This window comes from Streptomyces sp. RLA123 (assembly GCF_056270165.1).
On sequence record NZ_JBWDOR010000003.1, the window covers coordinates 4842511 to 4867054 of the forward strand.

23 protein-coding genes are annotated in these 24544 nt (G+C 73.3%); 16 read left to right on the top strand and 7 right to left on the bottom strand.

All coding sequences use genetic code 11. The annotated features are described in order from the left end of the window. Positions 1-19 precede the first annotated feature (19 nt). The 4 genes from RV983_RS22075 to RV983_RS22090 all read left to right on the top strand — a co-directional run bounded on the left by RV983_RS22075 (position 20) and on the right by RV983_RS22090 (position 5319). Positions 20-1447: a cytochrome ubiquinol oxidase subunit I gene (locus tag RV983_RS22075; RefSeq protein WP_475987473.1), complete on the top strand. Its 1428-nt coding sequence runs from the start codon at positions 20-22 to the stop codon at positions 1445-1447. Further along, complete coding sequence (locus RV983_RS22080; protein WP_475987474.1) at positions 1447-2472, top strand: cytochrome d ubiquinol oxidase subunit II; 1026 nt, start codon at positions 1447-1449, stop codon at positions 2470-2472. The genes RV983_RS22075 and RV983_RS22080 overlap by 1 nt, the downstream gene beginning before the upstream one ends. Positions 2473-3025: 553 nt before the next feature. Further along, positions 3026-4240, top strand: coding sequence for an alkaline phosphatase (locus RV983_RS22085; protein WP_475990417.1), 1215 nt, complete (start codon positions 3026-3028; stop codon positions 4238-4240). A 233-nt stretch (positions 4241-4473) separates the two neighbouring features. Then, positions 4474-5319 (top strand): Bax inhibitor-1/YccA family protein, encoded by an 846-nt coding sequence (locus RV983_RS22090; RefSeq protein ID WP_475987475.1) that lies wholly within the window; start codon positions 4474-4476, stop codon positions 5317-5319. Positions 5320-5388: 69 nt separating this feature from the next. Here the strand turns inward: RV983_RS22090 and RV983_RS22095 are convergent, their stop codons facing one another. After that, entirely contained in the window at positions 5389-5619 is a 231-nt protein-coding gene (locus RV983_RS22095; protein WP_384289941.1) for a DUF4287 domain-containing protein, read from the bottom strand. Between the two features lie 107 nt (positions 5620-5726). Between RV983_RS22095 and RV983_RS22100 the strand changes: the two genes are divergently transcribed. Beyond that, positions 5727-6050, top strand: a complete 324-nt coding sequence (locus RV983_RS22100; RefSeq protein WP_475987476.1) for a hypothetical protein — start codon at positions 5727-5729, stop codon at positions 6048-6050. Positions 6051-6073: 23 nt separating this feature from the next. Here the strand turns inward: RV983_RS22100 and RV983_RS22105 are convergent, their stop codons facing one another. Together RV983_RS22105 and RV983_RS22110 are read right to left on the bottom strand one after the other, a co-directional pair. Further along, positions 6074-6883 carry a hypothetical protein gene (locus tag RV983_RS22105; protein ID WP_475990418.1) on the bottom strand — a complete coding sequence of 270 codons (810 nt, stop codon included), beginning with the start codon at positions 6881-6883 and terminating at the stop codon, positions 6074-6076. Between the two features lie 229 nt (positions 6884-7112). After that, on the bottom strand, positions 7113-8333 hold the full coding sequence (locus tag RV983_RS22110; protein ID WP_475987477.1) for an acetyl-CoA C-acetyltransferase: 1221 nt from the start codon (positions 8331-8333) through the stop codon (positions 7113-7115). 150 nt (positions 8334-8483) lie between these two features. Here RV983_RS22110 and RV983_RS22115 point away from each other — a divergent pair, with 150 nt between their 5' ends. Then, positions 8484-8903 (top strand): helix-turn-helix transcriptional regulator, encoded by a 420-nt coding sequence (locus RV983_RS22115; RefSeq protein WP_475987478.1) that lies wholly within the window; start codon positions 8484-8486, stop codon positions 8901-8903. 9 nt (positions 8904-8912) lie between these two features. Continuing rightward, positions 8913-9323, top strand: a complete 411-nt coding sequence (locus RV983_RS22120) for a VOC family protein (protein ID WP_475987479.1) — start codon at positions 8913-8915, stop codon at positions 9321-9323. A gap of 36 nt (positions 9324-9359) precedes the next feature. Here RV983_RS22120 and RV983_RS22125 read toward each other — a convergent pair whose 3' ends face one another. Both RV983_RS22125 and RV983_RS22130 read right to left on the bottom strand, forming a co-directional pair. Further along, positions 9360-10430: an SGNH/GDSL hydrolase family protein gene (locus RV983_RS22125; protein ID WP_475987480.1), complete on the bottom strand. Its 1071-nt coding sequence runs from the start codon at positions 10428-10430 to the stop codon at positions 9360-9362. Positions 10431-10512: 82 nt separating this feature from the next. Further along, complete coding sequence (locus RV983_RS22130) at positions 10513-11346, bottom strand: helix-turn-helix transcriptional regulator (RefSeq protein ID WP_475987481.1); 834 nt, start codon at positions 11344-11346, stop codon at positions 10513-10515. Positions 11347-11547: 201 nt separating this feature from the next. Here RV983_RS22130 and RV983_RS22135 point away from each other — a divergent pair, with 201 nt between their 5' ends. Together RV983_RS22135 and RV983_RS22140 are read left to right on the top strand one after the other, a co-directional pair. After that, entirely contained in the window at positions 11548-12933 is a 1386-nt protein-coding gene (locus tag RV983_RS22135; protein WP_475990419.1) for a cystathionine beta-synthase, read from the top strand. 363 nt (positions 12934-13296) lie between these two features. Beyond that, positions 13297-14115: an inositol monophosphatase family protein gene (locus tag RV983_RS22140; protein ID WP_475987482.1), complete on the top strand. Its 819-nt coding sequence runs from the start codon at positions 13297-13299 to the stop codon at positions 14113-14115. Positions 14116-14124: 9 nt separating this feature from the next. Here the strand turns inward: RV983_RS22140 and RV983_RS22145 are convergent, their stop codons facing one another. Next, the gene (locus RV983_RS22145) at positions 14125-14565 is read right to left on the bottom strand and encodes a hypothetical protein (RefSeq protein ID WP_475987483.1); all 441 of its coding nucleotides are present in this window, start codon (positions 14563-14565) and stop codon (positions 14125-14127) included. Positions 14566-14676: 111 nt separating this feature from the next. Here RV983_RS22145 and RV983_RS22150 point away from each other — a divergent pair, with 111 nt between their 5' ends. The 3 genes from RV983_RS22150 (at position 14677) to RV983_RS22160 (ending at position 17626) form a co-directional block, all read left to right on the top strand. Further along, positions 14677-16008, top strand: coding sequence for an acyl-CoA synthetase (locus tag RV983_RS22150; protein ID WP_475990420.1), 1332 nt, complete (start codon positions 14677-14679; stop codon positions 16006-16008). Between the two features lie 82 nt (positions 16009-16090). After that, positions 16091-16945, top strand: a complete 855-nt coding sequence (locus RV983_RS22155) for a MurR/RpiR family transcriptional regulator (RefSeq protein ID WP_475987484.1) — start codon at positions 16091-16093, stop codon at positions 16943-16945. A gap of 102 nt (positions 16946-17047) precedes the next feature. Next, positions 17048-17626, top strand: a complete 579-nt coding sequence (locus RV983_RS22160) for a hypothetical protein (RefSeq protein WP_475987485.1) — start codon at positions 17048-17050, stop codon at positions 17624-17626. A 48-nt stretch (positions 17627-17674) separates the two neighbouring features. Here the strand turns inward: RV983_RS22160 and RV983_RS22165 are convergent, their stop codons facing one another. Then, on the bottom strand, positions 17675-18946 hold the full coding sequence (locus tag RV983_RS22165) for a type III PLP-dependent enzyme domain-containing protein (protein WP_475987486.1): 1272 nt from the start codon (positions 18944-18946) through the stop codon (positions 17675-17677). 114 nt (positions 18947-19060) lie between these two features. Between RV983_RS22165 and hutU the strand changes: the two genes are divergently transcribed. From hutU to hutI, 4 genes are read left to right on the top strand one after another with little or no spacing between them, the layout of a single operon-like run. Then, a complete protein-coding gene (gene hutU / locus RV983_RS22170; RefSeq protein ID WP_475987487.1) occupies positions 19061-20737 on the top strand; it encodes a urocanate hydratase in 1677 nt (558 codons plus the stop codon). Then, on the top strand, positions 20734-21969 hold the full coding sequence (locus RV983_RS22175) for an allantoate amidohydrolase (protein ID WP_475987488.1): 1236 nt from the start codon (positions 20734-20736) through the stop codon (positions 21967-21969). The genes hutU and RV983_RS22175 overlap by 4 nt, the downstream gene beginning before the upstream one ends. Next, positions 21966-23336 (top strand): formimidoylglutamate deiminase, encoded by a 1371-nt coding sequence (locus RV983_RS22180; RefSeq protein ID WP_475990421.1) that lies wholly within the window; start codon positions 21966-21968, stop codon positions 23334-23336. Before RV983_RS22175 ends, RV983_RS22180 begins: the two co-directional genes overlap by 4 nt. Then, a complete protein-coding gene (hutI, locus tag RV983_RS22185; protein WP_475987489.1) occupies positions 23333-24508 on the top strand; it encodes an imidazolonepropionase in 1176 nt (391 codons plus the stop codon). The genes RV983_RS22180 and hutI overlap by 4 nt, the downstream gene beginning before the upstream one ends. The last annotated feature ends 36 nt before the right edge of the window (positions 24509-24544 follow it).

Consider the following 24544-nt stretch of genomic DNA (forward strand, 5'->3'; position numbering starts at 1 on the left):
TCCACCGGCGGGGTCCGTCATGACCCTTGTGCTCGATGCCGTGCGGAGCCTCGCCGCCGCGGGGGACCCCGACCAGCTCCTGCCGGCGCGTCAGCAGATGGCCTTCACCCTGGGCTTCCACATCATCCTGGTGCCGTTCGGGGTCGCGCTCACCACACTGATGCTCGTCGCGAACCACCGCGGTCTGCGCCGCGGCGACCAGGACGCACTGCTCCTGGCCCGGCGCTGGTCCAAGGTGGCCGCGGTGCTCTTCGCCGTGGGCGCGATCACCGGCACGGTGCTCTCCTTCGAACTCGGCATCCTGTGGCCCGGCCTGATGGGCCGCTACGGGGCCGCGTTCGGCTTTCCCTTCGCGATCGAGGGTCTCTTCTTCTTCCTCGAGGCGATCTTCGTGTCGATCTACATCTACGGCTGGGACCGTATGCCGCCGTGGGCCCACTTCTGGACCGGCGTGCCGGTGGCGCTCTCCAGCATCGGCGGCGCGGCCGCCGTCATCGCCGCGAACAGCTGGATGAACCAGCCCGGCGGGTTCACCCTGCGCGACGGCCGCGTGGTCGCCGTCCGCCCCGCCGAGGTCTTCTTCAACGGGGCCTTCTGGTGGGAGATGCTGCACATGCTGCTCGCCGCCTACATCGTGGCCGGCTTCGCGGTGGCGAGCGTCTACGCGGTGGGCATGCTGCGCGGCCGGACCTCCCGCTACCACCGGCTGGGGTTCCTCATCGGCTTCGTCACGGCGGCGGTCGTCCTGCCCTTCCAGATGGTCGTCGGGGACACGATCGCCCGGTACGTCTTCGAGGCGGAGCCCGCCAAGTTCGCGGCGATCGAACTCCTGCCGTCCACCGGCACCCACGTCCCCGAGACCCTCGGCGGCATCCTCGTCGACGGCGAGGTCCGCTACGGCCTCCCCCTTCCCGACGTGGCCTCCCTGCTGGCGGGGTTCCGCCCGTCCACGAGGATCAGCGGGCTGGATGCCATCCCGCCGGACGTGCGCCCCTCCGACCAGGCCGTCAGCACCGTGCACCTGGCCTTCGACGTCATGGTCGGGCTGTCCTCCGTCCTGATGCTGCTGGTCCTCTGGTTCGCCTGGCTGTGGTGGCGGCACCGCAGCGTCGACGGCCGGCGCTGGTTCCTGCGGTGCTGCGCGGTCAGCGGCCTGGCCGCGGTGGCCTGCCTGGAGACCGGATGGATCGTCACGGAGGTGGGCCGTCAGCCCTGGACGGTCGTCGGACACCTCCTCACCCGGGACGCGGTCACCACCCAGGGGAACCTGTGGCCGTTCTTCGGGGCCGTCCTGGCCGTCTACGCGGCCGTCGGGGTGAGCGCCGTGGGGGTGCTGCTGTCGATGAAGCGCCGTTGGCAGGCCGAGGGCGGCGACGCGGTGGACGTGCCCTACGGGCCCGGCTCCGGCCCGGACCGCGCGGACGTACCCGTGGGATCGGGGCACTGATGCCCGAACTCGTCGCCGTCTTCCTGTTCATCGGTGTCATCGCGTACGCCCTGTTCGGAGGTGCCGACTTCGGCGCGGGCTTCTGGGACCTCACGGCGGGCGGTGCCGACCGGGGCAGGCATCCGCGCCACCTGATCGACACCTCGCTCGGGCCGGTGTGGGAGGCCAACCACACCTGGCTCGTGTACTGCCTGGTGTTCCTCTGGTCGGGCTTCCCCACCGCGTACACCGCCATCACCACGACCCTCTACCTGCCGCTGGGGCTCGCCGCGCTCGGCATCGTGCTGCGCGGCGCGGGGTTCGCCTTCCGCAAGGCCTCCCTGCGCACGCCCGAACAGCGGGTGTACGGAGCCGCCTTCGCGCTGTCGTCCGTGCTGGCCCCGTACTGCTTCGGTTCCATCGCCGGAGGCATCGCCTCGGGCCGGGTGCCCACCGGCGGCAACGGGGACGCGATCAGCGGCTGGCTCAACCCCACCTCCGTCCTCGGCGGCGTCCTGGCCGTCCTGGTCTGCGCCTACCTGGCCGCCGTCTACCTCCATGTGGCCGCCGGGCGGCAGCACGAGCCCGGCCTGGCGCGGTACTTCCGGGACCGGGCCCTGCTCGCGGGCCTGCTGACCGGGGTCGTCAGCATCGTGGGGATCTTCGTGCTCCGGCACGACGCCCCCCGGCTCTTCCACCAGCTCAGCCACCGCGCGCTGCCCCTGGTCCTGGCCGCCGCCCTCTGCGGCGCGGCCGGCATGGTGCTGCTGCGCGGCACCCGGATCTCGGGCCTGCGGGCGCTGGCCGCCGCCGCGGTCGCCCTGATCGTCCTCGGCTGGGGCGTCGCCCAGTACCCCTATCTGCTCGGCACCCACCTGGAGATCCCCGAAGCGGCGGCGCCGGAGGCCACGTTGTGGGTGACGGTCGGCGTGGCGATCGTGGCGGGGCTGCTGATCCTTCCCTCCCTCGTCCTGCTCTACCGCCTGGCCGGCCGCGGCCGGCTCATCCCGGCCGACCACGCCCCCCAGGACCCTTCCGGCCCATGAGCTGCCCCGCCGCCGGTATGCGGCGGGCAACGCCGGGGCAAAGGCCCGGGCGGCCGCCGCGACCGGCGAATTCCGCCCGGCCGGGTCCCTCCCGGGTCTCGCGGGCCGTGCGCGCCTGTACGCAGTTCCGGCCGGGGGCCGGGCTCGCGCACCAGGGCGTTCCGAGGGGCGCGGATGTGCCCGGCGCCCGTCCCGCGCACCCGGTGACCGGCTCCCGGAGGCCTCATGCCGGGTCCCCGCCGCGGTGATGACCCACGGGGCCGGCCGGACTTGGGCGTGCTCGGCCCGTGCGCCGGGCACGCGGCCCCGGGTTCGGAGTCCGTCCTCGCGCGACCTGTCCGGACAAGTGGCGGGCCTGCGCCTTTACCTCTCCCTGAAGATCTCGTTGCGTACTGGCCATCTGCTTTTGGTCAACCTCCCCCCGAAGGCTCCTATGGTCGCGGTCAAGTGATGGGCAAGAACTACAACGGAGGACGTTGTGTCCCTGGATGCTCGTAGGGCCCGGCGGTTCGCCGCTCCCGCAGTCGCTGCCATAGCCGCTGCGGTCGTGACGATGGTGGTCAACCCGACGCTGGGCGCTTCCGCCTCCGCGCCGCAGTCGGCCAAGGCCAAGACCCCGACCGCCAAGAACGTCATCTTCATCAACGGCGACGGCATGGGCCCGGCTCTGCGCCAGGCCGCCCGCCTGCACTTCACGGGCCTGAACGGCCAGCTCGCCATGGACAAGCTCCCCGTCTCGGGCCAGCTGACCACCGATCCGGACGACCCGAAGGCCGTCATCACCGACTCGGCCGCCGCGGCGACCGCGTGGGCGACGGGCGAGAAGACCTACAACGGCGCGATCAGCGTCGACGTGGACGGCAACCCGCTGGCCACCCTCGGCCAGCAGGCCAAGGCGGCCGGCAAGGCCACCGGCCTGGTCACCACCGCGCAGGTCACCGACGCCTCGCCGGCGGCGTTCTTCTCGAACACCGTCAACCGTTCGGCGCAGGACGAGATCGCGCGCCAGTACATCGAGGTCAGCAAGCCCGACGTCATCCTCGGTGGTGGCGAGGACTGGTGGCTGCCCGCGGGCAGCGCCGGCGCGTTCAAGGACCAGCCCGCCGAGGACCCGTCCGAGGCGAGCAAGGGCACCAAGGGCGACCTCATCAAGAAGGCCAAGAAGGCCGGTTACTCCTACGTCACCAGCGCGGACCAGCTCAGCCGCGCCAAGGGCGGCAAGCTGCTCGGTCTCTTCGCCAACGAGGAGCTGTTCCAGCAGCGTCCCGAGGGCCAGGGCGACGTGTACAGCCCGGTGGTCGGTCTCTCCACGATGACCAGCAAGGCCCTGAGCACGCTGGACAAGAACAAGAAGGGCTTCTTCCTCATGGTTGAGGAGGAGGGCACCGACGAGTTCGCGCACTCCAACAACGCCACCCGCACCCTGCAGTCCATGCAGGAGCTGGAGAAGGCCGTGGCCGTGGCCCGTGCGTACGTCGCCACCCACTCCGACACCCTGCTGGTCATCACCGGTGACCACGAGACCGGCGGCCTGGCCGTCGAGGAGGCCGACGCCGCCGACGAGTCCGGCGACGCCATCTCCGCCGAGGACGGTCCGTTCAGCATCCGCGGCAGCGAGAAGAGCTTCTACATGGACTGGACCACCTCCGGTCACACCGGTGTGGACGTCCCCGTGACCGCGGCCGGCCCGCTGTCCGACCGCTTCACCGGCAAGCACGCCAACACCTACGTCTACGACGTGCTGCGCCAGGCCCTGACGCGCCACTGAGCGACGCGCTGAAGCGCTGACGCGCTGACGCACCGACGACGGAGCCCCGGGGCGATACCGCCCCGGGGCTCCGTCGTCGTGACGGCGCGCGGTTCATCCGTCCGGCTCATGCCCGGGGGCGGCATCGGGGTGAAGAACGGAAGAAGATCCTCCTTGAGGACTAGACCGCCTGCTTTGCCATGCCATTACTCTTGGTGCGGAGTCGTGTCACGCGGCCCATGGAGGAGTGAAAGATGAGGAGCAGCAACCCGGTCTTCTCCCGGCGGGGGTTCTCCCGCGGGGAGGGCTACGCGGGCTTCGGCGGTGCGCAGACGCAGGGCACCCCGTACGCGGGCGGAAACCCGTACGCCGGGACCAACCCCTACGACACGGCGACCCACCAGGCCCCGCCCACTGCCCCGGTGCAGACCGGGCGGATGACGATGGACGACGTCGTCACCAAGACGGCGATCACCCTGGGCACGGTCGTGGTCGGCGCGCTGCTGGCATGGTTCATCCTGCCGGTCAGCCCGACCAGCTACGCCCTCGCGGGCGGCGCCGGGCTGGTGGCCCTGGTCCTCTATGTGGTCCTGATGTTCAAGCGCCGGCCGGTCCCGGGCCTCATCCTGGGCTACGCGGCGTTCGAGGGCATCGCGCTCGGCATCATCAGCGAGATGTACAACACGGCCTGGAACGGCGCCCCCGTGCAGGCGGTGCTCGGCACCATGGCGGTCTTCGCGGGCATGCTGGTGGCGTACCGGACCCGGCTCATCCGGGTCACCCGGCGCTACTACCGGATCGGTATGGGGATCGCCATCGGCTTCCTCATCCTGATCGTCATCAACCTGATCGCCTCCGCGATCGGCGGCGGCGACGGCCTGGGGCTGCGCAGCGGCGGCCTGGGCATCGCGGTCGGCATCATCGGTGTGCTGCTCGGCGCCTTCTTCCTCTCGCTCAACTTCAAGGAGATCGAGGACGGCGTGCGCTACGGCGCCCCGGCCAACGAGGCGTGGTGGGCGGCCTTCGGCCTGACCCTCTCCCTCATCTGGATCTACCTGGAGCTGCTGCGCCTCATCGCCATCCTGCGCGGCGACGACTGACAAGCGGGCATTCAACGGGCCCCGGAGGCATTGCCTTTCGGGGCCCGTTCGCATGCGCGGGGGAGGTCGCTAGCCCAGTCTCCGGGCGGCGCGCCTCAGGTCGTACTCGTGGACGATCGCCTTGGCGTGTCCGTAGGACAGATCGTGCTCGCTACGGAGCCAGCTGACTTTCTCGTCGAAGCGGAGGAAAGCGGGCCCGTCGTCGACCGTGCGAAGCCATTCGCCGATCTCGCGGCCGGTGCAGTTCGGGATGTGAGAGAGCAGGTTCCGGTGGGTCTCTTCAGAGAAGGTCTGGGACATCGGCGCCTCCGGTATGCGTTCCGGTCACCCCACCGTGCCTGAGGCTTCTCCCGATGGCAACAGTGCAACGCGCTCGGTTCTGTGTACGTACCGGTAAGATCCCGGCCGTGCTGGACTGTACGACGCTTCGCGAAGCCGCCGGGATCCTGGCCGGACGCTACCGCTCCCTGCCCCAGAGCAGGCTGCGCGGTGAGGTGGCTGCGGCGGGGCTCGCGCTGGCCCGGGAGCTGGCCGTGCGGGCGCAGCGGATCGAGTTCCCCGCGCGGGAGCCGCTGACGATGCCGGACGACGGGATCTTCGCCGTCGGCGACCAGATCGCGGTGGCCGCCCACGAGCTGGCCGCGGCGCTGGAGCCCTGCCCGGACCTGGCCCCTGTACGCGACGAGGCCGTGTCCCGGATCCGGGACACGGCCTCGCGCTGCGGTCTGTAGGGGGGAACCGGCGGCACCGCCGGTCAGAGGGAGGCGACCACCCGGTCGGCCAGGACGTACACCGACTCCTCGCCGAAGGTGAAGGTGAGCGCGTAGCCGCCGGCCACCGCGGAGCCGCCCAGCAGGACCGGGGACTCGCCGCGGTCCAGGGCGTCGCAGAGCCGGTCCGCGGTCTCGCGGTCGCCCGGGGTCATGCAGAGCGTGGTGCCGTCGGCGAAGACGTAGACGTCCAGCGTGCCGAGCGGGCCGGGCCGTACGTCGGCCAGCGGCATCCGCAGGTCGGCGAGTTCGCCGAGGCGCTCGGCGGTCTGCTCCTGGTTGGCAACGACCGGGGCCGGCGCGGCGAAGTCCGGGTCGGAGGGGTGCCGGAAGGGCACCGGGCCGACGGGGCCGGACTCCAGTCCGGTCAGGTCCGCCTGGCGGGGCAGGAACGGGCCGTACGGCAGGACCTCGTAGTCCGCCCCCGCGGCGCCCGTACCGGAACCGGTGCCGCCGAAGATCTGGACGTCGAGCTGGGCGTCGGCGACGGCGTCGCCCGCCTCGCCGGTGCCGTAGGCCAGGGGAGCCTCCTGCGCGGCCCAGAAGGCCCGCGCCTCGGCGAGCTCCCGCTCGCGCTCGTCGGCGAGGGCGTCCGCGACAGCAGTGCGTATGGCCTCGACGCCCGGGGTCTCCGTGGCCGCACGCGCGGCCGGCACGGCGGCATGTGCGGCAGTGGCCGCCGCCAGGTCCGCGCGCAGGGCGGCGACGTCGCGACGAACGCCGCGCGTGGCGAACAGCGCGGCGGAGCCGGCGGCCACGGCGGTTGCCGCACCCGTCAGCAGGACGAGGAACATGGCGCTCACTGGCGTACTCCCGACTGTGCTTTCCCGAGCCTGGCCCCCTGTACACACCACTGTGCACTCAAATCCATGGCCTCTGCAGTGCGGAACGTCACGATATGAGTAGGTCCAAAGTCTTGGGCCGGTCGGGTGGTGCACTCCTGACCTGGGCAAACGACCGCCCCCGGGGGAAGGTCACATCCCGGGGGCGGTTGCATTGCGACTTAGGACACGCGCACGGGTGTTACGACAGACGTTCGATGACCATGGCCATGCCCTGGCCGCCGCCGACGCACATCGTCTCCAGGCCGAACTGCTTGTCGTGCCACTGCAGCGAGTTGATCAGCGTCGTGGTGATGCGGGCGCCGGTCATGCCGAAGGGGTGGCCCACGGCGATCGCGCCGCCGTTGACGTTGAGGCGGTCGATGTCGACGCCCAGGTCCCGGTAGGAGGGGATGACCTGCGCGGCGAAGGCCTCGTTCATCTCGACCAGGTCGATGTCGCCGATGGCCAGCCCGGCCCGCTTGAGCGCCTGGCGGGAGGCCTCGACCGGGCCGTGGCCCATGATCTCCGGGGACAGGGCGGACACGCCGGTGGACACCACGCGGGCGAGCGGTGTGATGCCGAGTTCGCGGGCCTTGGTGTCGCTCATGACGACCAGCGCGGCCGCGCCGTCGTTCAGCGGGCAGCAGTTGGCGGCGGTGACGGTGCCGTCGGGCCGGAAGACCGGCTTCAGCCCCTGCACGCCCTCCAGGGTGACGCCGGCGCGCGGGCCGTCGTCCTTGGTGACCACGGTGCCGTCGGGCAGCGTCACGGGCGTGATCTCGCGCTCCCAGAACCCCTTCTTGACGGCCTCCTCGGCCAGGTTCTGCGAGCGCACGCCGAACTCGTCCTGCTCGGCGCGGGTGATGCCCTTCAGTGCGGCGAGGTTCTCCGCGGTCTGTCCCATCGCGATGTACGCGTCCGGGACCAGGCCGTCCTCGCGCGGGTCGTGCCACACGCCCCCGCCCTGCTCGGCGCGGGACGCGGTGCGTGCCTCGGCCTCCGCGAAGAGCGGGTTGTGGGTGCCGGGCATGCCGTCGGAGCTGCCCTTGACGAACCGCGACACCGTCTCGACACCCGCCGAGATGAAGACGTCGCCCTCGCCCGCCTTGATGGCGTGCAGCGCCATCCGGGTGGTCTGCAGCGAGGAGGAGCAGTAGCGCGTCACGGTGCAGCCCGGGAGGTGGTCCATGCCCATCTGCACGGCCACGATGCGGCCCAGGTTGTGGCCCTGCTCGCCGCCGGGCAGACCGCAGCCGAGCATCAGGTCGTCGATGTCCCGCGGGTCGAGCTGCGGGACCTTGGCCAGCGCCGCCTGGATGATGGTGGCGGTGAGGTCGTCGGGGCGCAGGTCCTTCATGGACCCCTTCATGGCCCGGCCGATGGGGGAGCGGGCGGCAGAGACGATCACGGCTTCGGGCATCGCGACTCCTCGTCGAGGCGGCGTCGGAAACGGCTGTACTCCTGGGGAAGTTACCTGTACGTAGCGCACCCAGTCACGTCTTGCGCGCTGTGACTCGGGCCTCTTTCTGAGCGCCCGCTTAGCCCGCGGCGGGCATGCGATGCTGCCCGGGTGAACATCGAGGACCTGGTGCGGCTGCGGCAGGCGCGGGACGCGATCGACCGCGACTACGCGGAGCCCCTGGACGTGCCCGAGCTGGCCCGCGGGGCGCTGATGTCGACCGGTCACTTCGCGCGCAGCTTCCGGGCCGCGTTCGGCGAGACGCCGTACAGCTACCTCATGACGCGCCGGATCGAGCGCGCCAAAGCACTGCTGCGGCGCGGCGACCTGTCGGTCACCGAGGTGTGCTTCGCGGTCGGCTGTACCTCGCTGGGCTCCTTCAGCTCCCGCTTCACGGAACTGGTCGGCGAGACCCCGAGCGCGTACCGGGCACGCGACCACGAGCACGGCGCGGCGATCCCGGCGTGCGTGGCCAAGATGTTCACCCGCCCCGTCAGGAACGGAGCGGCGGGGAACCCCACCCGGCCCTAGCGTGTGGCCATGGACATCACGCTTTCGCAGTGCTTCATCGCCGTCGACGACCACGACAAGGCACTCGCCTTCTACCGCGACGTCCTGGGCCTGGAGGTCCGCAACGACGTCGGCTTCGAGGGCATGCGCTGGGTCACCGTCGGCTCTCCCGCGCAGCCGGACGTCGACATCGTCCTGGAACCGCCGCTCGCCAATCCCAACGCCTCGCCCGCCGACAAGCAGGCGATGGCCGAGCTGATGGCCAAGGGCATGCTCCGCGGCGTCATCTTCTCGACGCCCGACTGCGACGCGACCTTCGAACGCATCAGCGCGGCGGGCGCCGAAGTCCTCCAGGAGCCGATGGACCAGCCCTACGGCGTCCGCGACTGCGCCTTCCGCGACCCCTCGGGCAACCTCCTGCGCTTCAACCAGCCCCGCTGAGGCACGCCCCAGGGGGGCGCCCGTGCGGGGCGGGCGTCAGTTCTGGGCGGCTTCGGCCGCTGCCGCGGCGGCCTCGGCCGCCTCGGCCGCCAGGGTGGGATCGTCGGTGTCGGGCAGTCGGCGGCGACGGCGGCGCTTGAGGAGGGCCCAGCGGCCGCGGGGGCCGGAGACGCTGCCGGAGGCGGCCACGACCTCGGTGCCCGCCTCGCCCGCCGCCTCGGCGGCGGCCTGGGCGACCGGCATGAAGCCCTCGCCGCGACGCGCGTCCGGCCGCTCGTCCTCCTCGGGCCACAGCCCGAGCGCCGAGCAGAGGGTCGGCAGCATCGCCATGGCGGCGGTCGCGTACCCCTCGGCGGAGGGGTGGTAGTTGTCCGGGCCGAACATCTCGCGCGGCCGCGACTCGAACTCGGGCCCCAGGAGGTCGCCGAGCGACACGGTACGGCCGCCCATCCCGACGACCGCGATGGTCTGCGCGGCGGCCAGTTGCCGGCTCTGGCGGCGGGCGATCCACCGCAGCGGCTGGTACACCAGCTCGATCGTGCCGAGGTCCGGGCAGGTGCCCACGATCACCTCGACGCCCGCCTCGCGCAGCCGCCCCACCGCGTCGGACAGCATCCGCACCGAGATCGCCAGCGGCATCCGCCGGGTCACGTCGTTCGCGCCGATCATCACCACGCACAGGTCGGGCGCCGGGCCCGCGTCCTTCGCCAGCAGAAGATCGACCTGGCGGGCCAGGTCGTCGGACTTCGCACCGGGGTTCGCCACATTGACCAGCCGCACCGGCCGTTCCGCCACCGCGGCCAGGCCGGACGCGAGCAACGCGCCGACCGTCTGACTCGCCCGGTGGACGCCCTGACCCGCCGCCGTCGAATCGCCCGTGAGGGCCAGCACGATGGGCCGTTCGCTGCTGCTCAGCGCGAAGGCGGCGCCGTAGTGGCCCCCCGCGCGCGGGGGGATGGCGTCCGAGCCGCCGACGACGCGGCGGGCGAGCGCGGCCTCGGTCAGCACCAGGCCGACCGCAGCCCCGCCCAGGAGCCCGATCCCGCCTCCTCCGTACGCGGCGGCCGTCGCGATCCGCCGTGCCACCCTTGCCCTGGACAAGTCCACCTCCGTGCCGCGCACGGGCCCCCGTCGGCCCGCAATGGTTACAACACCTTGTTGCCCCGTCCGATGCCCGGCGCAACCGTCGTCAGGTCAGGCGCTCCTGCGCGACGAACCAGGCCAGCTGGGTGCGGTTCGCGGTGCCCGTGGACTCCATGAGCGACCGGATCCTGCGCTGCAGCGTGCGCAGCGATATGCCGAGCTGGGAGGCGATCGCCTTGTCGGGCAGCCCCGACATCAGCAGGGAGAGCAGCTGCTCGTCGAGCTCGGGGGAGCCGGGGAACCCCGGGTCCTCCTCCGCGTCGCCCACGGCCGGCATCCGCAGCGGCGTGCCGCGCAGCCAGCGGTCCTCGAACAGCTCCAGGAGGGCGTCCACCAGCACCGACGGGTGCAGCAGCAACAGCCCGGCGGAGGAGACCACCGACCGGTCGCGGCCGCCGGACAGCGGCAGCAGGGCCCGTTCCGCGTCGACGATCATCAGCTTCATGGGGATGGTCGGCGCGGCCCGTGCCAGCTCGCCCGGCTCGACGAAGCCGGGCATGTCGGCGGCGCCCGGGTAGACCAGTGCGGTCGTCTCGTACAGCGAGCGGTACTCGACCCCGGAGGCCAGCCGCTCCTTCTGCACGAAGTTGCCCGCGGAGGAGACGTAGGGCGGCCGTACGAACGTCAGTACCTCCTTGCGCGCCTCGCGCTGGAGCTGTTCGATGATGTGCTGCTGCTCGGCCTCGCCGTGGACCACCTCGGCGATGCCGCCGGGCATCACCGGTTCGGCCGGTCGCGACGGGCGGGCGGTGGCGAGTGCGGTGAGCCGCGCCCGCACGGCGGCGAGGCCGGACTCCACCGCGGCCAGACCGCTGAGCGCGGCGGCGTAGTCGGCGGTGTCCGTGCCGGCCCCGGTGCGGTTCGGGTGTCGCTCGGTCATGGCCCACCCCCCGGTTGTACTGGCCCGGTGTCGTAGGTGCGACGTGTCGTGATCGCGCCACGATGCGACTCTACATCCGGACCTACCGGGGCGTACGTAACACCAAGGTGAAGCGTGCGGTGACCGCCTCCCCCGGGAGCGGCCCGGCGCACGAAAACCGCTTACCCTGGCCTCACAATCTCGGAGAACCCGGAGACAATGGTGCAGTTCCACGACTCGATGATCAGCCTCGTCGGCAACACCCCGCTCGTGAGGCTCAACAGCGTGACCGCAGGGATCCAGGCCACCGTCCTGGCCAAGGTCGAGTACTTCAACCCGGGCGGCTCGGTGAAGGACCGGATCGCGCTGCGCATGATCGAGGCCGCGGAGAAGAGCGGCGAGCTCAAGCCGGGCGGCACGATCGTGGAGCCGACCTCGGGCAACACGGGCGTGGGACTGGCGATCGTGGCCCAGCAGAAGGGCTACAAGTGCGTCTTCGTCTGCCCCGACAAGGTGTCCACCGACAAGATCAACGTGTTGCGCGCCTACGGGGCCGAGGTCGTGGTCTGCCCCACCGCCGTGGACCCCGAGCACCCCGACTCCTACTACAACGTCTCCGACCGCCTGGTGCGCGAGATCCCCAACGCCTGGAAGCCGGACCAGTACAGCAATCCCAACAACCCGGCCTCGCACTACCACTCCACCGGCCCTGAGCTGTGGGACCAGACCGAGGGGCGGATCACGCACTTCGTGGCGGGCGTCGGCACCGGCGGCACCATCTCCGGCACCGGCCGCTATCTCAAGGACGCCTCCGACGGCGCGGTCCGTGTCGTCGGCGCCGACCCCGAGGGCTCCGTCTACAGCGGCGGCAGCGGCCGCCCGTACCTGATCGAGGGCGTCGGCGAGGACTTCTGGCCCACCGCGTACGACCGCACGGTGGCCGACGAGATCGTGGCCGTCTCCGACAAGGACGCCTTCCAGATGACCCGGCGCCTGGCCAAGGAGGAGGGCCTGCTGGTCGGCGGCTCCTGCGGCATGGCCGTCGTCGCGGCGCTGCGGGTGGCCGAGCGCCTCGGCCCGGACGACGTGGTCGTCGTGCTGCTGCCGGACTCCGGCCGCGGCTACCTGTCGAAGATCTTCAACGACGAGTGGATGGCCGACTACGGCTTCCTGGAGGAGGGCACCGGCCAGGCCCGCGTGGCCGACGTCCTGGACCGCAAGGACCGCGGCCTGCCGCACCTGGTGCACATGCACCCCGAGGAGACCGTCGGCCAGGCCATCGAGGTGCTGCGCGAGTACGGCGTCTCGCAGATGCCGATCGTCAAGCCGGGCGCCGGCCACCCCGACGTCATGGCCGCCGAGGTCATCGGCTCCGTCGTGGAGCGCGAGCTGCTGGACGCGCTGTTCACCCAGCGCGCCACCCTCGGCGACCCGCTGGAGCGGCACATGTGCGCGCCGCTGCCGCAGGTCGGCTCGGGCGAGCCGGTCGCCGACCTGATGGCCGTCCTCGGCACCGCCGACGCGGCCGTCGTGCTGGTCGAGGGCAAGCCCACGGGCGTCGTGAGCAGGCAGGACCTGCTGGCCTTCCTGGCCGAGACCGCCAAGTAGCCGGCACGCGGAGGACTGCGGCGGGAGCGGCGAGGGTTTCGCAGAAGTGGTACATCCGCGTCACGTCCGCGCAGCACGGTCTTAACACGGCTCCGGCACATTGGTCGGTGTCAGCAGGACGGGCGGGAAGTCCCGGACCGGCCGGCTGACAGCGTGGATGTGGCGCCAAGGACCTCCGGAGCGGCTCCCGGACCTCCATGGTGACCCCAGGACGTGAGGCCAGGCCCTGACCCGGCCCGCGTCCCTCGCGGGGACCGCCGTCGTCCCGCCCCCCGGGCGACCGGGGGTGCGGCGGTCCCCGCGCAAGGCGTCGGAGAGCGGCCCGCGTATCAACGCGGGCCGCTCTTCTGATAAAGAGACCGCGTGATCAACGCACAGGTGTTCGCCGCCGTCGAGGAATCCGTACGCGCCATCGCCGACGAGGAGGCGCTCTCCCGCTTCGGCAGGCTCGCCGCGGGCGACATCAGCGAGAAGAAGGGGCCGCGGGACCTGGTCACGGTCGCGGACCACCGGGTCGAGGAACGCCTCACGCGGACGCTCACCGCACTGCTCCCCGGCTCCGCGGTGATCGGCGAGGAGGCCGTGCACGGCGACCCCGGACTGCTGGACGCCTGGCTGGGCGAGGCCCCGGTCTGGATCATCGACCCGGTCGACGGCACCTCCAACTTCGTCCGCGGCGACGCCTCCTTCGTCACCCAGGTCGCGCTGGCCGCCCGCGGCGAACTGCTGGCGTGCTGGGTGTACCGGCCGGTGGACGGCGTCCTCGCCACCGCGCGGCGCGGCGCGGGCGCACGGTCCGGCGGGCGCCCGCTGCGACTGCCGGCCGTCGGGAGCGGCCCGGACGAGGTCCTGCTGGTCGCCGGGGCCCGCCCGGCGAACCTCACCCCCCACCAGCATCGCGCCCTGTACGACCTCGGCCCCGGGCAGGGGATCAAGCCCTGCGCGAGCGGTTCGGCCGGCTGCGACTACCTCGACGTGGCCCTGGGCCGGCTGGACGCGGCCACGTACGCCTACGACAACCCCTGGGACCACTCCCCGGGCGTGCTCCTCGTCGCCGAGGCGGGCGGCACGGTCCTGTCCGCGGACGGGCTGCCCTTCCGTATGACGGGCGGGCCGCAGCAGTTCGCGGCGGCCCGTGACGAGGCGGCGGCGCGGCGCGTCGTGGCGCTGCTCGCGGGCTGACGCCGGGCGTCAGTCCTCCCAGGCGTCCGGGTCCCTGCGGCGGGCGCGCTCCCGCTCGCGGTCGGTGAACAGCCACCCCATGGACTGGGCGACGTTGACGCCCACGATCCCGGCCCAGGCGATGAGCAGGCCCGGCAGATGCTCGTTCGCGCCGATGGCGGAGAGCGGGATGGCCATGATGAGGGAGAAGCCGGCGAAGCCGTAGCGGGCGCCGAAGCGGCTGCGGCTCTCGTCGCCCCGCGGCCCGACCTGGCGGCCGGCACGGGCGAACGCCGTCTGGTGCTGGGCCAGTTCACGGCGCACGCGCCGCTCGACCTGTGCGTCGATGCGCTGGTCGATCTTCTCCAGGAAGGAGTCGACGAGTGCGGACTCGTACTCCTCCCCGAGGTCCTTGCGCGCCTGAAGGGTGGCGGCGAATTCCTTCTTGAGCTCTGGGTCGCGGGCGTCCATGACGCCACCGTACGGACGGCGACACGGCGTGGCACTGGGGGAAACCCCCGAACCTTCTCAGGGGCGCTCCCCCCTCCCCAGTAGGGTCGGGCCGTGACCGCTACCCAGCCCCTGCTGACCGCGCTGTACGACGACCACGGCGACCGCCCCGACGCGCTCGTCGTCGCGGGGGCCGCCAGTTCCCGCGAACGGCTGCTGGCCGCGGCCGGGGCCGTGGCACGCCGGATCGCCGGGGCGCCCGCGGTGGCCGTGCACGCCACGGCGACGCTGGAGACGGTGGTCGCGGTCGTCGGCGGGCTGCTCGCGGGCGTGCCGGTGGTGCCGGTGCCGCCCGACGCGGGCCCGGCCGAGCGCGGGCACATCATCGAGGACTCCGGGGCGGTCGCGGCGCCCCCGGTCGACCTCGCGGAAAGCGCCGCCTTCGAGGGCGCGGAGCCGGGACCGGACACCACCGCCCTCGTGCTGTACACCTCCGGTACGACCGGTGCCCCCAAGGGCGTCCTCGTGCCGCGCCGCGCCATCGCCGCCGACCTGGACGCGCTCGCCGGGGCCTGGGAGTGGACCGCGCAGGACACGCTCGTCCACGGCCTGCCGCTGTTCCATGTGCACGGGCTCGTGCTCGGCGTGCTGGGCGCCCTGCGTACCGGCAGCCGCCTGGTCCACACCGGGCGCCCGGCCCCGGGGGCGTACGCGCGGGCGGGCGGCAGCCTGTACTTCGGCGTCCCCACCGTCTGGGGCCGCGTGGCCGCCGACCCGGAGGCCGCCAAGGCGCTCCGCGGCGCCCGGCTGCTGGTGTCCGGCAGCGCGCCGCTGCCCGCGCCGGTCTTCCGGGACCTGGAGGCGCTGACCGGGCAGCGCCCCGTCGAGCGCTACGGCATGACGGAGACCCTGATCACGGTGAGCACCCGCGCCTCCGGGGAGCGGCGGCCCGGTTCCGTCGGCCTGCCGCTGCCGGGCATCCGCACCCGGATCGCGGCCCAGCCCGGCGAGGAGATCGGGGAACTGCAGCTCACCGGGTCGACGCTCTTCGACGGCTACCTCGGACGGCCCGAGGCCACCACCGCGTCGTACACCGAGGACGGCTGGTTCCGCACCGGGGACATCGCGGCGGTCGACCCGGACGGCATGCACCGCATCGTCGGCCGGGCCTCCACCGACCTGATCAAGTCCGGCGGCTACCGGATCGGCGCCGGCGAGGTCGAGAACGCCCTGCTGGACCACCCCGCGGTGCGGGAGGCGGCGGTGGTCGGCTCACCGCACGCGGATCTCGGCCAGGAGATCGTGGCGTACGTCGTCGCCGACGGGGTGACCGAGCGGGAACTGATCGACTTCGTCGCCGGGCACCTGTCGGTGCACAAGCGCCCCCGCAAGGTGCGCTTCCTGGCCGAACTGCCGCGCAACGCGATGGGCAAGCCCCAGAAGAAGCTGCTGCCGCCCGCGTAGGCCCGCGGGCGGGCGGCCATGGCAGGCTTGCCGCAGAAGCAGGAACCGTGGGAACAGCGGGAACGGGACGGGGAGAGGCCAGATGTCGACGGACAACGACACCGCGTCGGCGCGCCTGATGAAGCTGTTCGAGGCCCATCGCCTCACTCCCACCCAGCGCCGGATCGCCCACTGCCTCGTGCGGCGTGCCGCCGACGCGCCCTTCCTGTCCAGCGTCGAGGTCGCCGAACTGGCCGGTGTCAGCCAGCCTTCCGTGACGCGCTTCGCCGTCGCCCTCGGCTTCGACGGCTACCCGGCGCTCCGCCGCCACCTGCGGGAGGTCGTGCCCGCCGCGATGCCCGAGGGCCGGCCGGCCGGCGACACGTACAACGAGTACCAGGAGGCCGTCCAGGCCGAGATCGAGAACCTGCGGCACCTCGCGGCACTCCTCGCCGACCCGGGCCCCGTCGCCCGGGCCGGGGCGCTGCTGGCCGGGTCCCGCCCGCTGCTCGTGCTCGGCCTGCGCGCGGCCGCCGCCCAGGCGCGCGGCTTCGGCTACTTCGCGGGCAAGGTGCACCCCGACGTGCGCCTGCTCGACGAGGGCGGCAGCATGCTCGCCGACCGCGTCGACGCCGCGGTGCTGGCCGGGGCGAGCGCGCTGCTGTGCTTCGCCCTGCCGCGGCACCCGCGCGAGGTGGTCGAGGCGCTCGCCTACGCCCGCGGGGCGGGGCTGACCGTCGTCACGGTGGCCGACAGCGCCTTCGCGCCGGTCGCGGCGCACTCCGACATCCTGCTCCCGGCGGCGGTGGGCACCGGGCTCGCCTTCGACACCGCGTGCGCGCCGATGCTGCTCGGGCGGGTGCTGCTGGAGGCCATGTGCGACGGCCTGCCCGACGCGCAGGCCCGGCTGGAGGAGTTCGACGCGAAGGCGGCGGCCGCGGGCCTGTTCGTGGAGTGACCAGGCCCCAGGGCCCGGCCCCCGTTCTCCTCACGGAATTCTGATGTTCGCCGAGTAATCTCCCCCCTCGACATGTGACGGAGCGCGAGGGAGGGGCAGGACGTGGTACGCGGAACATATGTGCTGGCAAGGGTCGCGGTTCTGGTGCGGGCGGCGGCGTGCCGGCTGTGGTGGCTCGGAGTCGTCGCGGCGGGGATCGGGGTCCTCGTCCCCGGCCTGACCGGGCGGCGCATCGGCGTCCTCGGCGGCGCCGCCCTGTTCGTCGTGGGCGCTTTCGTCGCGTTCTTCGCGCGGCGCCGGCGGTACGCGGTCCTGGCCGGGCGGGCGGAGCGTGCCCCCAAGTCCGTGTTCCTCCAGGACCGTCGCGTCACGGCCCGCGGCTGGGCGCGCTCGCGCCGCTGGTGGCTGCTGGGCGCCTTCGCCGTCGCCCTGGCCTCCGGCGTCGCCGTCCCCGCGGCGGCCGGGATGCTGCTCGCGGGACTCGGCGCGGGCCTGTGGGCCAAGGCGGTCGGCATAGGCCGCTGGGAGCGTGCGCACGACGAACTGCTCTGGGTCCGCCCCGAGCACGCCGGCCGTGGCCCCGCCGCGCCGTCCGTCCCCTCGTACGAGGCCACCGGCCCCGTCGCAGGCGACGCTGGCCCCGGCGGCACCCGTCGCCGCCTCCCCGCAGCCACCCGCTGAGCGGGCGGGCCCCGCGCCCGGGCCCGGTCGCGCGGCGCCCCGCGCCGCTCAGCCGCCCGACTCGGTGACGAGTTCCGCGAGGGTCTGGGCGCGGCGCAGGGTGCGGAAGCGCGGGGGGTCGCCGGTGTGGCCGTGGACGGCGGGGCGGGGCAGGGAGTTGTAGGCGAAGTGTGTGGAGAAGTAGTAGGCGCCGGTGTCGAGGAGGGCGACGAGGTCGCCCTCCTCCAGCAGGGGGAGGGCCCGCGCGGAGGCGACGAGGTCGCCCGCGAAGCAGCAGGGGCCGGCGATGTCCTGGAGGACGGGGTCGCCCCGCTTCGCGCGGCCCTTGCCGTCGAGCGCCAGTACGCGCAGCGGCCAGGCCCCGGGGGCGAAGACGGTGCGCGTGGCGACCTGCGCGCCGGCGTGGGTGACCGCGATGGCCCGACCGCCCGCGGACTTGGTGTACTCCACGCGTGCGAGGACCGTGCCGTGCCGGGCCAGCAGTGAGCGGCCGAACTCGGTGACGAGTCCGTAGCGCCCGTCGAAGAGCCCGGGGACGGCTGCCCGCAGCACCCCGGCGTACTCGGCGAAGGTGGGCCTCATGTCGTCGGAGGTGAAGTCGACCGGCAGGCCGCCGCCGATGTCGATGACGTGGACCCGCTGCCGTCCGGCCTCGTGGTTGACGCGCTCGGCGAGTTCGTACGTGGCGCGGACGCCGGCCGCCATGAGTTCCAGGGGGACGCCCTGGGAGCCGGTGTGCGTGTGGAGGCGCGTCAGCCACGGGCGGTCGAGGAAGGCCCGGACGACCTGGTCGGCGGCGCCCTCGTCGCGCAGCGCGACGCCGAATTTCGAGGTGGCGGTCGCGGTGCTCATCGCGCCGATGCTGCCTCCGCCGACCTGCGGGTTGACGCGGAGCCCGAGGGGCGCGGCCGTCCCGGACCGCACGAGCCGGTCCAGCCGGGCGAGTTCCTGGAAGTTGTCGGCGTTGACGGCGATGCCGAGGGCGAGGGCCTCGGCGAGTTCGGCGGGCGTCTTGGCGGGGGAGTCCAGCACGATGCGGTCCGCGGGCACGCCCGCCGCCCGCGCCAGCGCGAGTTCCCCGGGACTGGCGACCTCGGCCCCGATGCCCTCCTCCGCCAGCAGCCGCAGCACCGGTACGAGCGAGGCGGCCTTGACGGCGAAGGTGTGCGTGACCTCGACACCGGGTGTCGCGAAGCCGTCCCGCAGGGCCGCAGCGGAGGCGCGGATCCCGTCCAGGTCCAGCAGGCCGGCCACCGGCTGCTCCGGTCCGACCAGTCCCTGTTCCACGGCGGCGCTCAGGACGTCGCCTCGTCGGCTCATGCCTCCATGGTGGCGCGGGCGGACAATTCCCTCAGGGGAACAGACCCGGTTGACTGGGGCTATTCACCAGGCAAGGATGTGAATGATTCAATCCAGTCGCGAGGAGGCAGGGGTATGACCGCACCCGGCAGCGGACCGAGGACCGTGCGCGCACCGCGCGGCAGCGCGCTCACGACACAGGGCTGGCAGCAGGAAGCAGCGCTGCGCATGCTGCAGAACAACCTCGACCCCGAGGTCGCCGAGCACCCCGAGAAGCTCGTCGTGTACGGCGGCACCGGCAAGGCCGCCCGCGACTGGCGCTCCTTCGACGCGATGGTCCGCACCCTTCAGGGGCTGAAGCAGGACGAGACGATGCTCGTCCAGTCCGGCCGCCCGGTCGGCGTGATGCAGACCCACGAGTGGGCGCCGCGCGTGCTCATCGCCAACTCCAACCTGGTCGGCGACTGGGCCAACTGGGAGGAGTTCCGGCGCCTGGAGGCGCTGGGCCTGACCATGTACGGCCAGATGACGGCCGGTTCGTGGATCTACATCGGCACCCAGGGCATCCTCCAGGGCACGTACGAGACCTTCGCCGCCGTCGCCGAGAAGAAGTTCGGCGGCAGCCTGTCCGGCACCATCACGCTCACCGCCGGGCTCGGCGGAATGGGCGGCGCCCAGCCGCTCGCCGTCACCATGAACGGCGGCGTCGTCATCTGCATCGATGTCGACCCGCGCGCCATCGAGCGCCGTATCGAGCACCGCTACCTGGACGTGCGCGCCGACTCCCTGGACCACGCCCTCGCCCTGGCCACCGAGGCCCGCGACCGGCGCAAGGCGCTCAGCATCGGCGTGCTGGGCAACGCCGCCGAGCTGGTGCCGCAGCTGCTGGCCATGGACGCGCCCATCGACATCGTCACCGACCAGACCTCTGCGCACGACCCGCTGGCCTATCTGCCGATCGGCGTCGACTTCGAGGACATGGCCTCCTACGCGGCCGAGAAGCCCGCCGAGTTCACCCAGCGGGCCCGCGAGGCGATGGCGAAGCACGTCGAGGCCATGGTCGGCTTCATGGACGCCGGCGCCGAGGTCTTCGACTACGGCAACTCCATCCGCGGCGAGGCCCAGCTCGCGGGCTACGAGCGCGCGTTCGCCTTCCCCGGCTTCGTCCCCGCCTACATCCGCCCGCTGTTCTGCGAGGGCAAGGGCCCCTTCCGCTGGGCGGCGCTGTCCGGCGACCCGGCCGACATCGCCAAGACCGACAGGGCGATCCTGGAGCTCTTCCCGGAGAACGAGTCCCTGGCCCGCTGGATCAAGCTGGCCGGTGAGCGCGTCCACTTCCAGGGCCTGCCCGCGCGCATCTGCTGGCTCGGCTACGGCGAGCGCGACAAGGCCGGTGAGCGCTTCAACGAGATGGTCGCCGACGGCACCCTGGCCGCCCCGGTGGTCATCGGCCGCGACCACCTCGACGCGGGCTCGGTGGCCTCCCCGTACCGCGAGACCGAGGCCATGCTCGACGGCTCCGACGCCATCGCCGACTGGCCGTTGCTCAACGCCATGGTCAACGTCGCCTCCGGCGCCTCCTGGGTCTCCATCCACCACGGCGGCGGCGTCGGCATCGGCCGCTCGATCCACGCCGGCCAGGTCACCGTCGCCGACGGCACCAAGCTCGCGGGCGAGAAGATCCGCCGCGTGCTCACCAACGACCCCGGCATGGGTGTCATCCGGCACGTCGACGCGGGCTACGACCGCGCGGACGAGGTCGCGGCCGAGCGCGGGGTGCGCGTCCCGATGCGCGAGGACGGAACCGCGTGACCTCCTCGTTCCACGAGATGTGGAAGGAGTTGCGGCCGATCGGCCGCAACTCCGGCTCCGGCGGCTACCGCCGCTACGCCTGGTCCGGCGCGGACACCGACTGCCGCGCCTGGTTCCGGGCGCAGGCCGAGAGCCGGGGACTGGCCTACGAACTGGACCGCAACGGCAACCAGTGGGCCTGGCTCGGCGACGCCACGGCCGGGGACGCCGTCGTCACCGGTTCGCACCTGGACTCGGTGCCGGACGGCGGCGCCTTCGACGGCCCGCTCGGCGTCGTGTCCTCCTTCGCGGCGCTGGACGAACTGCGCGCCCGCGGCGCCCGCCCGGGCAGGCCGCTGGCGATCGTCAACTTCGGCGACGAGGAGGGCGCGCGCTTCGGACTGGCCTGCGTCGGCTCCCGGCTGACCGCCGGGCAGCTCACCCCGGACAAGGCCCGGCAACTGCGCGACGGCGACGGCGTCACCCTCGCGCAGGCCATGGAGCGCGCCGGCCACGACCCGCAGGCCATCGGCCCGGATCCCGAACGCCTCGCCCGGATCGGCGCGTTCGTCGAACTCCACGTGGAGCAGGGCCGGGCGCTCGCCGACACCCCGCACGCGGTGGGCGTCGCCTCCGCAATCTGGCCGCACGGCCGCTGGCGGTTCGACTTCCACGGCGAGGCCAACCACGCGGGCACCACCCGTCTGGACGACCGCCACGACCCGATGCTGACGTACGCCGGCACCGTGCTCGCGGCCCGCGAGCGGGCCCGGCTGGCGGGGGCGCTGGCCACCTTCGGCAAGGTCGGCGTCGAGCCCAACGGTGTCAACGCCATCGCCTCCCTGGTCCGCGGCTGGCTGGACTCGCGCGCGGCCGACGAGGCGACCCTCGCCGGGCTCGTCGGGGAGATCGAGCGGGCCGCGGTGGAGCGGGGCGAGCGCGACGGCGTCGCGGTCAGCGTGACCCGCGAGTCGTTCACCCCGGTCGTGGAGTTCGCCCACGACCTGCGCGACGAACTCGCCGGGCTGCTCGGTGGGGGTGCCACCGCCGGAGGCGGCGGGAGTGTCCCCGTGCTGCCGACCGGCGCGGGACACGACGCCGGCATCCTCTCGGAGGCGGTCCCGACCGCCATGCTGTTCGTACGGAACCCCACCGGGGTGTCGCACTCCCCGGCGGAGACCGCGACCGAGGACGACTGCCTGGCCGGGGTGACCGCACTCACCGACGTACTGGAGGGCCTGGCGTGTCACTGACCCCGCAGAGCTACTGGGCCGAGCACGCCTGGACCGGCGGCCGGGTCCGGTCGGGCGTGGTCGTGGAGACCACCGCCGACGGCCGGATCGGCGCGGTGCGCACCGGCGTCCCGGCGGCGCCGGTGGGCGCGGTCACGCTGCGCGGGCTGACCCTGCCGGGCCTGGCCAACGCCCACAGCCACGCCTTCCACCGGGCGCTGCGCGGCACCGTGCAGGCGGGCGCGGGCACGTTCTGGACCTGGCGCGAGGTGATGTACGCGGTCGCCGGGCGGCTCACGCCCGAGAACTACTTCGCCCTCGCCAAGGCCGCGTACGCGGAGATGGCGCTGGCCGGCATCACCTGCGTCGGCGAGTTCCACTACGTGCACCACCGGCCGGGGGGCGCGCCGTACGCCGACCCCAACGCGATGGGGGAGGCCCTGATCGCCGCCGCCCACGAGGCCGGCATCCGCATCACGCTGCTGGACACCGTCTACCTCTCCTCCGGTTTCGGCGCTGCCCCCGAGTCGCACCAACTGCGCTTCAGCGACGGCGACGCGGAGTCCTGGGCCGAGCGTGCTGCCGGCCTGCGCGACGGCTCGCAGGTGCGGATCGGCGCCGCCGTGCACTCGGTGCGGGCGGTCCCCGCGGGGGAGTTGGGCACCGTCGTGCGCTGGGCGCGGGACCGGCAGGCCCCGCTGCACGTGCATCTGTCGGAGCAGCCCGCGGAGAACGAGGCCTGCCAGGCCGCGTACGGCGTCAGCCCCACCCGGCTGCTCGCCGACCACGGCGTGCTCGGCCCGCGCACCTCGGCCGTCCACGCCACGCATCTCACCCCCGAGGACATCGCGCTGCTCGGCGGCTCCGGGACGACGATCTGCATGTGCCCCACCACCGAACGCGACCTCGCCGACGGCATCGGCCCCGCCCGGGCGCTCCAGGAGGCGGGCAGCGCGCTCAGCCTCGGCAGCGACAGCCACGCGGTGATCGACCTGTTCGAGGAGGCGCGCGCGATGGAGCTCGACGAGCGCCTGCGCACCCGCACCCGAGGCCACTGGACGGCCGCCGCACTGCTGAGCGCGGCCACCGCCGACGGCCACGCCTCGCTCGGCTGGGCGGACGGCGGCCGGCTGGAGCCGGGCGCGCTCGCCGACTTCAGCACCGTCGCGCTGGACTCCGCCCGCACCGCGGGACCGCCTCCCGGGCTCGGGGTGGAGACGGCGGTCTTCGCCGCCACCAACGCCGATGTCCGGCACACCGTGGTCGGCGGCCGCCACATCGTCCGCGACGGAGCCCACCAGTTCGTGCGCGACGTGGGCGGCGCGCTCGCCGCCGCGATCGCCGAGCTCTCCGCCGATTCCTCCGCCGATCAGGGAAGGCCCTCATGAGCAGCAGCGTCATCACCGGCATCGGCAGCCTGGTCACCAACGACCCGGCACTCGGCGAAGGGCCGCTCGGCCTGCTGGAGGACGCCGCCGTCGTCATCGACGGGGAGCATGTCGCCTGGGTCGGTCCCAGCGCGCAGGCGCCCGCCGCCGACGAGGCGTTCGACGCGGCCGGACGGGCCGTGCTCCCCGGCTTCGTCGACTCCCACTCCCACCTGGTCTTCGCCGGCGACCGCACCCGCGAGTTCAACGCCCGTATGTCCGGCCAGGCGTACACCGCGGGCGGGATCCGCACCACGGTCGCCGCCACCCGGGCCGCGAGCGACGAGGAACTGCACGCCAACGTCGCCCGCTACGTCGCCGAGGCGCTGCGCCAGGGCACCACGACCATCGAGACCAAGTCCGGCTACGGTCTGACCCCGCACGACGAGGCCCGCGCGCTGCGCATCGCCGGCGCCCACGCCGACGAGGTGACCTACCTGGGCGCGCACATCGTCGCCCCCGAGTACGCCGACGACCCGGCCGGGTACGTCGATCTCGTCACCGGCCCGATGCTCGACGCCTGCGCCCCGTACGCCCGCTGGGTCGACGTGTTCTGCGAGCGCGGCGCCTTCGACGGCGACCAGGCCCGGGCGATCCTCACCGCGGGCGCCGCCCGCGGCCTGGTCCCGCGCGTCCACGCCAACCAGCTCGGCCACGGCCCCGGCGTCCAGCTCGCCGTGGAGCTGGGCGCGGCCTCGGCCGACCACTGCACGCACCTCACCGACGCCGACGTCGACGCCCTCGCGAACGGCCGCACGGTGGCGACCCTGCTGCCCGGCGCCGAGTTCTCCACCCGCGCGGTCTACCCCGACGCCCGCCGGCTGATCGACGCGGGCGTCACGGTCGCGGTGTCCACGGACTGCAACCCCGGCTCCTCCTTCACCAGTTCGATGCCCTTCTGCGTGGCCGTGGCCGTGCGCGACATGCGGATGACCCCGGACGAGGCGGTGCGCGCGGCCACGTGGGGCGGGGCGCGGGCGCTGCGGCGGGAGGACGTCGGGCATCTCGCGCCGGGCGCGCGGGCGGACCTGGTGCTGCTGGACGCGCCCTCGCACGTCCACCTCGCCTACCGTCCCGGAGTCCCGCTGGTGTCCTCCGTATGGCGTCGCGGAGTGCGCGTCCCGGCCGCGTGACGGGGACGCCCGCCGCGGGCGCGAAAGGCGCCCGCC

Excerpts from the sequence above, each read along its gene's own strand:
- RV983_RS22075 (WP_475987473.1), top strand. The coding sequence starts at position 20 with ATGACCCTTGTGCTCGATGCCGTGCGGAGCCTCGCCGCCGCGGGGGAC.
- RV983_RS22080 (WP_475987474.1), top strand. The coding sequence starts at position 1,447 with ATGCCCGAACTCGTCGCCGTCTTCCTGTTCATCGGTGTCATCGCGTAC.
- RV983_RS22085 (WP_475990417.1), top strand. The coding sequence starts at position 3,026 with ATGGTGGTCAACCCGACGCTGGGCGCTTCCGCCTCCGCGCCGCAGTCG.
- RV983_RS22090 (WP_475987475.1), top strand. The coding sequence starts at position 4,474 with ATGAGGAGCAGCAACCCGGTCTTCTCCCGGCGGGGGTTCTCCCGCGGG.
- RV983_RS22095 (WP_384289941.1), bottom strand. The coding sequence starts at position 5,619 with ATGTCCCAGACCTTCTCTGAAGAGACCCACCGGAACCTGCTCTCTCAC.
- RV983_RS22105 (WP_475990418.1), bottom strand. The coding sequence starts at position 6,883 with ATGTTCCTCGTCCTGCTGACGGGTGCGGCAACCGCCGTGGCCGCCGGC.
- RV983_RS22110 (WP_475987477.1), bottom strand. The coding sequence starts at position 8,333 with ATGCCCGAAGCCGTGATCGTCTCTGCCGCCCGCTCCCCCATCGGCCGG.
- RV983_RS22120 (WP_475987479.1), top strand. The coding sequence starts at position 8,913 with ATGGACATCACGCTTTCGCAGTGCTTCATCGCCGTCGACGACCACGAC.
- RV983_RS22130 (WP_475987481.1), bottom strand. The coding sequence starts at position 11,346 with ATGACCGAGCGACACCCGAACCGCACCGGGGCCGGCACGGACACCGCC.
- RV983_RS22145 (WP_475987483.1), bottom strand. The coding sequence starts at position 14,565 with ATGGACGCCCGCGACCCAGAGCTCAAGAAGGAATTCGCCGCCACCCTT.
- RV983_RS22155 (WP_475987484.1), top strand. The coding sequence starts at position 16,091 with ATGTCGACGGACAACGACACCGCGTCGGCGCGCCTGATGAAGCTGTTC.
- RV983_RS22165 (WP_475987486.1), bottom strand. The coding sequence starts at position 18,946 with ATGAGCCGACGAGGCGACGTCCTGAGCGCCGCCGTGGAACAGGGACTG.
- hutU (WP_475987487.1), top strand. The coding sequence starts at position 19,061 with ATGACCGCACCCGGCAGCGGACCGAGGACCGTGCGCGCACCGCGCGGC.
- hutI (WP_475987489.1), top strand. The coding sequence starts at position 23,333 with ATGAGCAGCAGCGTCATCACCGGCATCGGCAGCCTGGTCACCAACGAC.